This window comes from Cuniculiplasma divulgatum, assembly GCF_900083515.1.
GTDB lineage: Archaea > Thermoplasmatota > Thermoplasmata > Thermoplasmatales > Thermoplasmataceae > Cuniculiplasma > Cuniculiplasma divulgatum.
Map to the genome: position 1 here is coordinate 290,646 of NZ_LT671858.1, position 12,389 is coordinate 303,034.

Below are 12,389 nucleotides of genomic sequence, written 5' to 3' on the forward strand. Positions count from 1 at the left end.
TCTTTTATTCCTCAGATAACATAATGTTTCTATGATATCAGATCAGAGGGCCCAAGACACAGTGAACCAAATCAGGAACATAATGATATCTGAAAGAAGAAGTCCAAGAACTGTTAAGCAGTACTCATTTCTTCTAGAAGTCTTTTTAGAATTTATTAAAAAACCTCTTGAACAATGTGATTCCAGTGATATAGAAAAGTACAAATTCTATCTGGCGACGGAGAGAAATTATTCAAAAAATAGCCAGTATCTGGCAGTTCAGGCACTAAAGTATGCAATGAAGGTGAAGGATATTAAAATTCCAAAGAATCTGACGCCACCCAAGAGATCCAGAAAAATGCCCGTTTATCTAAGCGAAAATGAATCATCACGTCTTCTAAGGGCAAGCAGTAAAAACCCCAGGGATTATAACATAGTAAATTTACTTTTAAATTCAGGTCTGAGGGTCAGTGAACTGTGCAATCTGAAAAGTGAAGATGTAGAGTTTGACACAGGAAAAATAATGATTCACGGTGGAAAGGGAGATAAGGAAAGGATTGCACTGGTTTCTGATAAGGTAATGGAATCTTTGAAGTCATATTATAAATCAAAATTGGAAAGAAAGGTTAATTCTCCCTATTTCTTCACAAGCAACAAGGGCAGTATGTTCCATACTTCAACAATAGAGAAGATAATAAGGACTATTGCTAAGGAAGCAGGTATCACAAGAAAAGTAACACCTCACACACTGAGGCATACTTTTGCAACAAATATTCTTAAAAACGGAGGTGATATAAGATTCATTCAAACACTTCTTGGGCATTCCAGCATAAGTACCACTGAAATATATACCCATCTTGACAGTGATACTATGAGAGAAATGTATAAAAAGTTCGGACCTAAATATAATGAGGAATTAAAATAATCTCCTAACTTACTTTATTTAAAAACTCAACGAAGATTACCAGAAATAACTGGAAATATATTCCGAGCCAGTCACTATTGAAACATTAATATTTAATTCTCTAAAAAAATAAACTATTTTAAAAGAAATTTATTTTTTAAAAAGTCTGGGAAAAAATTTACTGTTTTGGATAGAAGGATTCTACCTTTGTCCTGTTTCCTTCATGGTCATACATGAAAACTCCTTCTTTTTCGTCCAGTGTTTTCTTGTGAGAACCATCACAATAAGGCTTATTTCCCGACAACCCACAAGCACATATATGTAGTTCCTGATCTCCAGCCTTTATCACATAGGGTCTATCTTTTTCATGTAATATTATTCTTGACATAGTTACCAATTTATCATATCAATTGATTACTAAAGGATTTTCCTTTTTTTAAACTGAGATATCTTATGGAAGTATTTCTGCAATTCTAATAATAGTATTTCCTAGTATTTTCTGGAAACTAGGTAATCTGCAAACCACTTAAGGAAGTCTTTCTGTTCCTGATTTCCATCTATTCTATCTGCATATCTTTTTCCCGCTTCTATAAATCTATCGATCAGCCATCTTGAGTAATCGAATGATGTAGTTTGTTTCACAATATTCTTCAATCTTTCAAAATCTTCATCGCTTATATCTCCAGAGTTCAGGCAACCATTTATGAAATTGCGGTCATTTTCATGGGATTTCTCTATTGCCTTTATCATCAGTAGGGTCTGTTTTCCTTCATTTACATCACTTTTAGGTGGTTTTCCAATTTCCTCCTGTGTTCCGAATAGGCCAATTACATCATCATGGAGCTGAAATGCCAGTCCAACCAAATTACCATAGGCCTTAAGCGCATTCAAATTCTCACTTTTACCTGCAAGGTATGAGCCCAGTAAAAGTGGTCCTTCAAGGGTGTATTTTGCCGTTTTTCTGAGGTGAAGTCTTATGAGGTCATTCATCTTCAGTTTCACTCCTGCACTCGAAAACATGTCAAGTCCTTCACCATATCCGGTAGTTTTTATTATTTCTATAAGTTCACCCATTGCTCTGTACTTAATGTCCAGAGGAAAGTCACTTCTGTTTAATGCATCAAAGGAATAGTCCACTGCGAGATCTCCTGCAACAATGGCCAGTGATTCAGCCATATGTTCCTTATCTTTTATATCTCCAAGCATTTCCTCAACCTTCCTGTGAAAACTCTTGAAGCCCCTTCTCAAATCACTTCTGTCCATTATATCGTCATGAATCAGAAAGAATGATTGGGAAAGCTCAATGCTGATCGCCGCTTTGTATATTTCATCCCCTTTTCCACCAAACATTCTGTAGGCAGTAGCTATCAATATTGGCCTGACTCTCTTGCCCCCATTCATTGTGTAGTTTCTGAGTTCCCTTACTATTTTGATCATTTCGTTATCTTTCACATCATTCAGGACAAATTGAAAATACTCTTCAAGGGCATCATTTATCCTGTTTTTTTCTGCGTTCATGTATTTTTTGAATTTTTCTGTTGAATCAGCATCAACCATGGCATGTGATTTCTTTTAACCATAAAAGCGTAAAGCTTTCCCTTTATAATCATTGAATTAATGACACTTTACTTATGCCCGAGATATGCTGTGGTATTGATGAGGCAGGAAGAGGACCAGTTATAGGTCCCATGGTCATGGCAATAGTCTGTTCTGATGAGGAAACAATGTCAGTAATTGGTGCCAGGGACTCAAAGACTCTTTCTCCTAATTCGAGAGAGAATTTATTCGTAAAGATCAAAGAAAGAGCATTAAGCGTTAACTTTAGAATAGTAAACCCATCTGAAATAAACGAAATGATGAATATAATGACACTCAACGAAATAGAGGAAAAAGTTTCCATAGACCTGATTAAAGAATATGGAAGAAATAGGATTTACGTTGATGCATTTGATGTTAACGAGCAAAGATTGTCCATGAAACTAACCAGCGCAACGGGTATAAATGTAATATGCAAGCATAAGGGAGACGTGCTATTTCCTGTGGTATCGGCAGCCTCAATTATAGCCAAGGTCATAAGGGACAGGGAAATTAGGGAAATAACAAGAACTTATGGTGACGTTGGTTCAGGATATCCATCCGATCCAAAAACCATTCAGTTCCTTAAAACATCTATCAGGGAAGGCAGAGACCTTACTCCCATAATCCGAAATAAATGGAGTACTTACCTAAGGATAATGAAAGAAGAAAAACAGAGAAGGCTATAATGAAACAAGTTAATAGAGAAAAATAAAACATTAGATTAAAGTATTATTCTGAATTGTTGAACTGTGCCAGAAGAAATAAAAAACCCGGATGAACTGAGGGATAGAGATGAAATTGCAGATGATTATAACGAGAGAGGAATTGCATTCTTCAACCTCAAGAAATATCCTGATGCAATAAAGGAGTTCACCAAGGCCATAAAGATACTGTCCAACGATCCAGATTACCACTTCAACAGAGGTCTTGCTTATTATTCAATGAGAATGTATGAGCAGGCAGTTAAGGACTACAGGAACGCCATATCAATTATACCTGAAAACGCTGACTATCATAATGCACTTGGAGCAGCATTGGAAGATTCAGGAATGGCAAAGGAAGCCGTTGAAGAGTTTAACAAGGCCATAGAACTTGAATCAGATATTCCCGATTTCTTTTACAACAGAGGAAATGCTCTTTTCAAAATTGGAAAGAAGGAAGAAGCATTAAAAGATTACTCTGAAGCTATAAGGCTAAATAGCATGGATCAAATCTTTGTTTACAAGAGATACGAAACACTGATGGAAATGGGAAGATTTGAGGAAGCGTTAAAAGATATTGAAAAGGCAATCGAAATATCGCCAGAAAACGGAAGTTACTACCTTTTAAAATCTGATACACTGGTTGAACTTGGCAGAAAAGAAGAAGCCAAGAAAATACTGGATGAAGCATCAAGATTCAGTGTAGATATTAACGAAATAGAAGAAAGGAAGCGAAAGCTTGAGTGAATGAATCTAATGGTGAAAGTTTCGCAAAATCCAGTTATGGATCTATCAGCCTTAAACCATATCAGATTGATGCAATAAATTTCGCTGTTGAATGCCTGTTGAAACAGGTTGTACCCATAATCGAATCTCCAACAGGGTCAGGAAAAACAATAATATCAATTATTTCCTCAATTATATACGCAAAGAAAACAGGTAAAAAGGTACTTTACCTTACGAGGACAAATTCTCAGCAAGAACAGATTCTGAAAGAACTTAAGATTCTTTCCAAAGCAATGGATTTCAGAGCAATTGCAATGCAGGGAAGGGTAAATATGTGCCCGCTTTACATGGAACTTGAAAAAGAATCAGACTTCACAACAGAATCTTTATCGAAAATGTGTTCATCAAGAAAGAAGAGAACCAAGGAAAGGAAGGAGGGCGGATGCTACTATTACAACAGTGGTATCTCTTCAGATGAAACTAGGGAATATATTCTTGAAAATATCCAATCACCAGAGGACATTTTCGAAACACTAAGATCAAGGAAAATATGTCCATATGAATCTCTAAAATTTGCAATGAGAGATGCAGACCTTGTTGTAATGCCTTACTCATATTTTGTAAATTCAAATATGGCAATTACAACCATCTATAACTGGAGAACTTCGAGAGAAAACCTTGTTATAATAATTGATGAAGCTCATAACCTTCCTGATATAGCACGAGAATCGAACTCACTGGAAATATCCATGAATACTGTAAACATCTCAGAGAAGGAGGCGGTCGACTTCGGAGACCCAGAACTTCAGCCTTCTGTACATGTATCTGATTTCATGGAGGCGATACGGGTATCCATGATTGAATTGACCCGTGAAATGGTTGAAAAACAGAAGGAAAAGCGGATCATGTTCAGGGATATATATGAGGAAATGAGTATCTACATGAAGCGAAAATCGGACGAGATAGAATACATGGTTGATGCTCTCATAGCATTTGGATCTCAAATAGAAGATCAGAAGGAAAATCTTGGAAAGGTTCCCATGTCGCACATTAAAATTCTTGGAGAGAAGCTGAAGTTCCTCAGATTTGCTGAGTATGACAGATTCATATGTATAGTCTCAAGGGATGAAGAGGAAAAGCTTGAGGCATACTGTCTGGATCCATCAATTGTTCTTGAACCACTGTTCCGGTCTTCCACCATTCACGTCTCTGCAACTCTTGATCCTGTGTGGCTTTACACCAACATGACTGGGATAGTAAATTTTGAATTTAAATCCATTAAAAATATATTCCCTGCATCAAATCTACTGGTTCTCTACAGGGATGATCTTACAACAAAATATTCAGAATTCGGAGCCGAGATGGCTGATAAATATGTTAAGGTGATAAGTGATATCGTAACAGGTCTTGACCGGAAGTCAATGGTATTCTTCCCCTCATTTAATACTATGCAGTATATAGAAACAAAGGTAAAATTTCCCCACCTGTCAGAATCAAGATCCATGACACAGCGTGATTTTCAACATCTTATATCTCTTTACAGAAAGGAAAATCGACCATTGTTTGGTGTTATGGGTGGAAGATTATCCGAAGGAATAAATCTACCGGGAAATCTTCTCGAAGTTGAAATAATAGCAGGCATTCCATTCCCGAAACCCACAATAAAACAGAGGGCTCTATCTTCATATTACGATCTGTTATTCGGGTCAGGATGGCAGTATGCTTTTCTATTTCCAGCAATTATTAAGATAAGGCAAACAATGGGCAGGGTAATAAGATCTGAAGAGGATATTGGAGTGATAATAATTTTAGATGGAAGGGTCCAAATGCTGGAGCCATACATAAATGCAAGGTTAAGTAACAATATCAGAGATGATATCAATTCCTTTTTCAGTAGTCACATTAAATAATACCTACAAGTTTAATTAACGGTATTACATTTTATTATTATGGAAGTCGTGAACTCATTCACACTTATCCCTGGAACCATGGCAAACTGTTATGACGTTTCTTACAATGGAAAACGGTTCCTCATTGACGCTGGAACCAAGGGCTCAGGAAAAAAGATTGTGGAATATTATAATGCACTGAAGACAAAACCAAATATAGTACTCATAACCCATTATCATCCCGATCATATTGGTGGGCTGTCACTGGTAAAAGAAACCTTTAATCCTGTTATATATGTGCCAGATGGTGAAATAGACGTTGTTAAGGGACAGAAGAAGATGACCCCTGCCAGTAGTTTAATGTCCAAATTTGTGGCAACTGTAATGAAATCAAAACCTGTAAAGGATGTAAGGCCTGTCTCGGAATTGAAATATGATGGAATAAAGGTTATAAAATCAAACGGGCACACACCAGATAGCACATCATATCTTTTCACCAGTCTCAAGGCACTTTTTGTTGGTGATGCAGCAATGAAAAACGGTGAGACAGTAACCGTCAACAGGGGTTTTACTCTCGATTATAACAAAGCGTTATCATCCATTCAGACCCTGAGTGAAGAAAAGGAAGCCACAGTATTTCCGGGACACGGTAAGCCATTCAGATTTGATGGAGGAAATCATGAGGCTATTCGGGAGGAATAATTCTAAAAAAGGGTTATTAAATACCAATACATATTCAAGCATAGAAATGCAGAGAGAGGAACTACAGGAACATGTGGTCCGAAGAATAGAGCCATATGAGATTAAGAGAGCGATGGAGATTTCACAGAAATCTCTGTCGGAAAGGTATTCCAGAGACCTTATGATGGAAATTTACCAGGGCTGGCCAGATGGGTTTATTGTATACTCAGTAAGGGACAGAATATTTGGTTTCCTCGCAGGAAAGAAGGTGACACAAAGTGAAGCAAGAATACTTATGCTTGCAACAGAAGAAAAATATCGAAGCCTGGGTATTGGTGGGGAAATCATTGAAAACTTTATTCAGACATGCCAGATTTACGGTTTTATAACTGTAAGGCTTGAAGTGAGGACAGACAATAGGAGGGGAATAGAATTTTACCAGAGACATGGGTTTATGGTTACCTCCATATTGAGAAATTATTACAGTGATGGCTCAGATGCTTATGTAATGTGGAAGCAGCTAGTTTGAGAACACTTCCAATCTTGTAGTCTGTTGGGCTTTTACTGTTACTGGGTTTTCAATTTTTATTACGGTGCCATGGGTGTAAGACTCCTTCAGGCTGCCATTGATTATCCCACTTCCACTCAGTATTCTTAGCAGATTTCCATCTTCTGGTGTTATGGTTGCAGAATAATCATCTTTCACAAGATATTCTGTTATACCCAATCTGTCATTTTCAAAGATATCCTTCTTGTATCCAAAGCTGGTATCTTCCCTGCCCTTATATTCGGATCTTGCCTGTTCAAGCTCTTTCTCACTATCCACCCCGATCCACAAAGAATCCTCCTTGTATGCTCCAAGGAGTCTCCTCTTGGCTATTTCAGGAAATACAGTTATCTCAACATCCTTTCCATTGTATTCATTGAAAAAAATCTCCCTTATCGAACTCTTAATATAATAAAGACCAGAGTTTATGTAATGTTCCAGAACTGGTTTTTCCCTGAAAGAAGTAACCTGGTCTCCATTCATTTCCACTATGCCGTAAGGGCTTCTCATTCTTGTCACTAGCATTGTCATTCCAAAAGCGGATTCTTTTGAGAACTTTCTGAAGTGTTCGAAGTTAATATCTGTAATGGTATCACCATTCCTCAACATTACGTCTTCATCACCAACAGTTTCAAGGAGATTCCTTATGGAATAAAGTGTACCCATAGGTTTCTCTTCCTTTAGATAATGGAATCTTATTCCATCGTGGACTTTCCCATATCTATCCTCTATTTTTTCACCAAGATGTCCTGATAGTACGTAAATATCTTCAATTCCAAGATATTTAAAATCCAGTATCTGTCTGTCCATTATGGTATAGTTTGGTTTTATTTCAACTAAAACTTTTGGAATCTCATCAGTAATCGGTTTCAATCTCTTGCCGTATCCTCCGGACAAAATTGCTCCTATCATTCATTCACACTTATTCCAAGTAGTAAAAGGAGATATTTTATAATTTGTCAACAAAACGACGCTTCACTGGCTATATTTAAAAAATATTGAAATTATTTACATAATCTTCAAGGCTTTCGCTCCGTTCTCAAAAGCCTCTAGCGTTCTCTTCAGGTCATCTTTGGAATGTACAGCCGAAGGCATGACACGTATCCTGGCAACTCCCTTTGCGACCGTGGGAAAAACAATTGGTGAGGCAAAAACTCCCTCATTTTTATATAGATAATTGCTGAGTTCAAGAGTCTTTTTCTCATCTCCTATGACAACAGGAGTAATCGGTGTCTTTGTGGAGGTGAGTCTGAAACCCGCATCTCTAAATCCTTTCTGAAGGAAGTTTGCGTTTTCCCACAGTTTCTTGACCAGTGAATCATCTCTTTCCATTATTTCTATGGACTTCAAAACTCCTGCAGTATCTCCTGGATTCAACGCACTGCTGAATAGAAATGGTCTTGCCCTCTGTTTAAGCAGATCTATTAATTTCTGACTTCCTGCGACAAAGCCCCCCATAGAACCCAGAGCCTTGGAAAAAGTACCCATTTCAATTTCTACCTTACCCTGAAGACCGAAGTGATCAACTATTCCTCTTCCATTCTTTCCAAGTACACCTTCACCGTGGGCATCATCAACATAGAACATTGTATCATACTTATCCTTTAATTCCTGTATCTCCTTCACAGGTGCTATATCCCCATCCATGCTGAAGACACCATCTGTGACTATTAGTGATCTTTTTCCCTCCTTTCTATGTTCTTTAAGGTTTTTTTCAAGATTTTCAACTGACATGTGATCGTACACATATCTCTTTGCCGAACTCAACCTCATGCCATCAATTATACTTGCATGATTTAATTCTTCACTGAAAATCACATCCTCCTTGCCCACAAGAACAGGTATTGTTCCAAGATTTGCAAGCAACCCTCCCTGATATACGAGCGCTGATTCCATGTGCTTGAAGGATGCTACTTTTTCCTCTAATTTCATGTGTATTTCCATTGTCCCGGCTATGGATCTTACAGCTCCTGCTCCTATCCCATATTCATCAATAGCTTCAACAACTGCTTTCTTTACCTCTGGATTATTTGCGAGTCCAAGATAATTATTGGAACACATATTGAGAACTTCCTTTCCCTCAATCTTCACGTGAGCTCCCTGAGAAGTTTCAAGAATTCTTATAGGCACATATCTGCCCTCATTTTTCAAATTTTCCAGTTCCTGGTCAACCCATTCTAAACTTGTCATGATTAAGAATGGCTTACTTAAAGAAAAAATTAACTATGTATTAAAAAGGTACCAGTGTAAAATATAACCTCTTATTCTTTTTTCCCTTGTTCTCTATCTTCTGCAATTTTATCTGGCCAAGCTCTCTGGTATTCGAAACGTGTGTTCCCCCATCAGCCTGTTCATCTATCCCGACTATCTCAATGATCCTTACAATAGAAAGGTTCTTTATAAGTTCTCTACCTGGTGCTGTTCTTGAAATATTTGGTATTTTCACTGCTTCTTCCCCTGATATATATTTTACCCTGATATCGTGATTTTCCATTATGGCTCCATTAACTCTGTTTATTATTTCCTGGGCCATATCCTGAGAAAAATCCTCAATGGAAAAGTCCACTCTCGCCCTATCCTCATATATCTGACTACCGGTGATCAGACCTTCATAATCAGGCATTTTATTTACAATTCCATCTATGAGATGAATAGAGGTATGAAACTTCATGTAACTGTATCTTTTATGCCAGTCTATGGTTCCATGAAAGTGATCTCCTTCCTTTAAATCATCAAAAGGACCGTCGATAAGAAGAAGTACCTCTTCTCCCTCTTTTACGGTGTTACCAACCCTGTACTCTTTTCCATTTACCGTAAGAATTCCTGAATCTCCTGGCTGCCCCCCTCCTGAAGGATAGAAAACTGTTCGATCAGGAATAACCCCTTTATCGTTAATCCTGTTAATTCTGCCATCACATTCCTTCAAATATGAATCGTTGAAATATAATTTCTCCGTCATTATTTTTCTATTCTAACATTGTATATATCTCTATGCAATCGTGTCAGTTATATCAACTCCTACTGTTATCTCATTTCCAAAAAATTAAGAGTATTGAAGATATGCGCAACAACGAGAAGTTTCTGGGATAAGTCATTTGAATACATAATGGGCATTTTTGCGTTCATTGCTCCACTCATTTCAACCTACATAATAGTGAGGCTACTTTCAAGAAAAAACACTGCATGGTTATTTGTAATAATTAATGTCATAGTTATTTCCATTATCCCCTTCATTTTTGGATTGTTTTTCAGACTTTCATCAATTCTGGATATAGCAATACTGATGATTATTTACTCTCTCATATTCGTTCCAGTGACAACATCTATATTAAGATCAAGAAGAAAGAGGTTAAATTTCCAGGGAAAATGGAATATTATAACAGCATTTAGAAAACACTGGGTAATTTACGCAGCTTCAATGGTTTTTTATACATTCAGCCTAGTATTCATATGGTCCTTTGCCTTTGATGTTCCATCGTCCTTAAGCAACCTTATTTTCTATGTTTTCACTGGGTTTCTCACATTTTATTATCTTATACTTGGATTTGGCATAGCCAGAGTGGGCATGGAAGAAAAAAGGAAAAGAAAGAGGGAGATGGAGCAGAACAGAACAATTCAATAATTGTATTCTTTCAATATTTTTTCCAGAAATATTCTTAAGCTGATTTTTAATATCAGAGTATGGATAGCACTGGTATTAGAATACGATTGGCAACAATACTGGCAGGGATAGGCATCGCAGTTATTGCTGGTCTTATAATTTCAGTGGTGGCAAATTATTTCTTTAACCTATCATATTCTTTTTCATTTCTTGGAATAATACTTGTGATTGTGCTCATAATGGACATTGCTCAATATCTTCTTTCTCCATATATTATAGGAAGAATGTATCATCTGAGAAAGGTAAATCCACAGGATCCATCAACCGCATGGCTGTATGCTTCCTTACAGCAGGTATGCAGCTATAATAACCAGAGGGTTCCGGAACTTTTCATTGCCGAAACTCCAGTAGCAAATGCATTTGCATACGGTTCCCTTCTTTCAGGAAGAAGAATGGCAGTGACAAGAGGTCTCCTTAACATTCTCAATAGAGATGAGGTTGAAGCTGTAATGGGTCACGAAATTGGGCATCTTAAGCATCATGATGTTGCGCTCTTACTGGCAATAGGTTTGATACCAACCATAATCTTCTACTTTGGATATTCCATGTTATTTGGAGGAGGAAGAAAGGGTGGTAACGGTTCAATATTCATAATAGCACTGGTAATGATGGGTGTGAGTTTTGTATTCAATATCATGATCCTTGGGGTTAACAGGATGAGGGAGTCATATGCCGATGTAAATTCAGCCCAAACAATACCCGGTGGAGCCGAAAACCTACAGACTGCTCTCGCTAAAATTGTAGCCTCAACACCCCAGAAAAAGCATCTTAGAAAAAGTGCAGGAAGTTCAACAAGCAGTATGCTGATGTTTTCAGGGCTTGATCAGGGAGAAATGAAAGATCACAGGAGACTTTTAGAGGAATGGAAGCATATGAAAATATCACTTTCGCAGTCAATTTTTAGTGATCATCCTCATCCTGCAAAGAGGATACAAATGCTTGAAAAACTAAAGAAAGTTCAATAGTTAAATATAACAAAAAAGGTCTATAAGAGAGGGTTTTGTGATCTTACCAATTAGGAGAATAATTTCAATGCTCTTACTCCGGATTCTCTTTCATTCTGGGAGGTATCCTTCTTAGTATAAATGCACCAATGAGGATCAGAACTGTTAGCGCAAGACCTCCATAAACACCACCTATATATTTCGTGTTAAGAAAAATAAACACTAGAATTGCTGCCACAATCATTACATTAGAAATAACGTCGTTTCTTCTGGAAAATGGACTGGGCATTTTTGGAATGCTTTTCTCAAAATAACCTGTTAGTGCGAGATATATCATCGCCAGAAGAGTGTATTTACTGTCGTTTATTTCTGCTACAACATCATTATCTTCTCTCCTGATTGTAAGAACACTGACATTAGAATCACCTATGACTGTTTCAGAATTTTTATTTGAAACAATTGAACCAAGTTCATTCAATTTGACGAAATATTCTTCATTTCCAATAACAACGTTAAGGTTTCTTTTTATAATTCCTGCTCTCCCATTTGAATCGTAAATTACAAGTCCGGCAGTGTTTCTTTTTATTATTGCATTGAAGTTACCTGAAATATTTATTGACAGATTTCCGGCAAATCCTGACCTGGTGATCGATGCAAATTCTCCCGTGCCAGAATCTACCTTGCCACTTGCATAGGTGAATTTCATCGGTTGCAATCGTAACAATCAATTATTATCTTTTCCCTGTTTGATTAACAATACCTGATCCAGTCGTGCCAAT

Annotated in this window: 14 protein-coding genes; 8 read left to right on the forward strand and 6 right to left on the reverse strand. The window is 37.2% G+C overall.

Features of this window, described 5'->3' with window-relative positions:
• Positions 1-31: 31 nt before the first annotated feature.
• Entirely contained in the window at positions 32-904 is an 873-nt protein-coding gene (gene xerA, locus CSP5_RS01455; RefSeq protein ID WP_021789222.1) for a site-specific tyrosine recombinase/integron integrase, read from the forward strand.
• 157 nt (positions 905-1,061) lie between these two features.
• On the opposite strand, the gene CSP5_RS01460 is transcribed toward xerA, so the two are convergent.
• Both CSP5_RS01460 and CSP5_RS01465 read right to left on the reverse strand, forming a co-directional pair.
• Positions 1,062-1,271: a CDGSH iron-sulfur domain-containing protein gene (locus CSP5_RS01460; RefSeq protein WP_021789221.1), complete on the reverse strand. Its 210-nt coding sequence runs from the start codon at positions 1,269-1,271 to the stop codon at positions 1,062-1,064.
• A 101-nt stretch (positions 1,272-1,372) separates the two neighbouring features.
• Entirely contained in the window at positions 1,373-2,440 is a 1,068-nt protein-coding gene (locus CSP5_RS01465) for a polyprenyl synthetase family protein (RefSeq protein ID WP_077075868.1), read from the reverse strand.
• Between the two features lie 74 nt (positions 2,441-2,514).
• On the opposite strand from CSP5_RS01465, the gene rnhB reads away from it, so the two are divergent.
• The 5 genes from rnhB (at position 2,515) to CSP5_RS01490 (ending at position 6,987) form a co-directional block, all read left to right on the forward strand.
• Positions 2,515-3,147: a ribonuclease HII gene (gene rnhB, locus CSP5_RS01470; protein WP_083705175.1), complete on the forward strand. Its 633-nt coding sequence runs from the start codon at positions 2,515-2,517 to the stop codon at positions 3,145-3,147.
• Positions 3,148-3,210: 63 nt separating this feature from the next.
• Positions 3,211-3,909, forward strand: coding sequence for a tetratricopeptide repeat protein (locus CSP5_RS01475; RefSeq protein WP_021789218.1), 699 nt, complete (start codon positions 3,211-3,213; stop codon positions 3,907-3,909).
• Positions 3,906-5,798 carry an ATP-dependent DNA helicase gene (locus CSP5_RS01480; protein WP_021789217.1) on the forward strand — a complete coding sequence of 631 codons (1,893 nt, stop codon included), beginning with the start codon at positions 3,906-3,908 and terminating at the stop codon, positions 5,796-5,798. Before CSP5_RS01475 ends, CSP5_RS01480 begins: the two co-directional genes overlap by 4 nt.
• A 39-nt stretch (positions 5,799-5,837) precedes the next feature.
• On the forward strand, positions 5,838-6,479 hold the full coding sequence (locus tag CSP5_RS01485) for an MBL fold metallo-hydrolase (protein ID WP_021789216.1): 642 nt from the start codon (positions 5,838-5,840) through the stop codon (positions 6,477-6,479).
• Positions 6,457-6,987 carry a GNAT family N-acetyltransferase gene (locus CSP5_RS01490; RefSeq protein WP_171970409.1) on the forward strand — a complete coding sequence of 177 codons (531 nt, stop codon included), beginning with the start codon at positions 6,457-6,459 and terminating at the stop codon, positions 6,985-6,987. Before CSP5_RS01485 ends, CSP5_RS01490 begins: the two co-directional genes overlap by 23 nt.
• Here CSP5_RS01490 and CSP5_RS01495 read toward each other — a convergent pair.
• The 3 genes from CSP5_RS01495 to CSP5_RS01505 all read right to left on the reverse strand — a co-directional run bounded on the left by CSP5_RS01495 (position 6,979) and on the right by CSP5_RS01505 (position 9,964).
• Positions 6,979-7,917, reverse strand: coding sequence for a nucleotidyltransferase family protein (locus CSP5_RS01495; protein WP_148689523.1), 939 nt, complete (start codon positions 7,915-7,917; stop codon positions 6,979-6,981). The genes CSP5_RS01490 and CSP5_RS01495 overlap by 9 nt on opposite strands.
• Positions 7,918-8,013: 96 nt before the next feature.
• On the reverse strand, positions 8,014-9,195 hold the full coding sequence (locus CSP5_RS01500) for a glycine C-acetyltransferase (protein ID WP_148689524.1): 1,182 nt from the start codon (positions 9,193-9,195) through the stop codon (positions 8,014-8,016).
• Positions 9,196-9,235: 40 nt separating this feature from the next.
• Positions 9,236-9,964 carry an alanyl-tRNA editing protein gene (locus CSP5_RS01505; RefSeq protein WP_083705177.1) on the reverse strand — a complete coding sequence of 243 codons (729 nt, stop codon included), beginning with the start codon at positions 9,962-9,964 and terminating at the stop codon, positions 9,236-9,238.
• A 93-nt stretch (positions 9,965-10,057) separates the two neighbouring features.
• Here CSP5_RS01505 and CSP5_RS01510 point away from each other — a divergent pair, with 93 nt between their 5' ends.
• Both CSP5_RS01510 and htpX read left to right on the forward strand, forming a co-directional pair.
• Positions 10,058-10,627, forward strand: coding sequence for a hypothetical protein (locus CSP5_RS01510; protein WP_077075872.1), 570 nt, complete (start codon positions 10,058-10,060; stop codon positions 10,625-10,627).
• Positions 10,628-10,686: 59 nt separating this feature from the next.
• Positions 10,687-11,631 carry a zinc metalloprotease HtpX gene (gene htpX, locus CSP5_RS01515; RefSeq protein ID WP_077075873.1) on the forward strand — a complete coding sequence of 315 codons (945 nt, stop codon included), beginning with the start codon at positions 10,687-10,689 and terminating at the stop codon, positions 11,629-11,631.
• A 73-nt stretch (positions 11,632-11,704) separates the two neighbouring features.
• Here the strand turns inward: htpX and CSP5_RS01520 are convergent, their stop codons facing one another.
• The gene (locus CSP5_RS01520) at positions 11,705-12,316 is read right to left on the reverse strand and encodes a hypothetical protein (protein WP_148689525.1); all 612 of its coding nucleotides are present in this window, start codon (positions 12,314-12,316) and stop codon (positions 11,705-11,707) included.
• Positions 12,317-12,389: the final 73 nt, after the last annotated feature.

What these genes read in the sequence shown, in the direction of transcription:
- xerA (WP_021789222.1), top strand. Translation starts at nt 32, where the DNA reads ATGATATCAGATCAGAGGGCCCAAGACACAGTGAACCAAATCAGGAAC.
- CSP5_RS01460 (WP_021789221.1), bottom strand. Translation starts at nt 1,271, where the DNA reads ATGTCAAGAATAATATTACATGAAAAAGATAGACCCTATGTGATAAAG.
- CSP5_RS01465 (WP_077075868.1), bottom strand. Translation starts at nt 2,440, where the DNA reads ATGGTTGATGCTGATTCAACAGAAAAATTCAAAAAATACATGAACGCA.
- rnhB (WP_083705175.1), top strand. Translation starts at nt 2,515, where the DNA reads ATGCCCGAGATATGCTGTGGTATTGATGAGGCAGGAAGAGGACCAGTT.
- CSP5_RS01485 (WP_021789216.1), top strand. Translation starts at nt 5,838, where the DNA reads ATGGAAGTCGTGAACTCATTCACACTTATCCCTGGAACCATGGCAAAC.
- CSP5_RS01490 (WP_171970409.1), top strand. Translation starts at nt 6,457, where the DNA reads ATGAGGCTATTCGGGAGGAATAATTCTAAAAAAGGGTTATTAAATACC.
- CSP5_RS01495 (WP_148689523.1), bottom strand. Translation starts at nt 7,917, where the DNA reads ATGATAGGAGCAATTTTGTCCGGAGGATACGGCAAGAGATTGAAACCG.
- CSP5_RS01500 (WP_148689524.1), bottom strand. Translation starts at nt 9,195, where the DNA reads ATGACAAGTTTAGAATGGGTTGACCAGGAACTGGAAAATTTGAAAAAT.
- CSP5_RS01505 (WP_083705177.1), bottom strand. Translation starts at nt 9,964, where the DNA reads ATGACGGAGAAATTATATTTCAACGATTCATATTTGAAGGAATGTGAT.
- htpX (WP_077075873.1), top strand. Translation starts at nt 10,687, where the DNA reads ATGGATAGCACTGGTATTAGAATACGATTGGCAACAATACTGGCAGGG.
- CSP5_RS01520 (WP_148689525.1), bottom strand. Translation starts at nt 12,316, where the DNA reads ATGAAATTCACCTATGCAAGTGGCAAGGTAGATTCTGGCACGGGAGAA.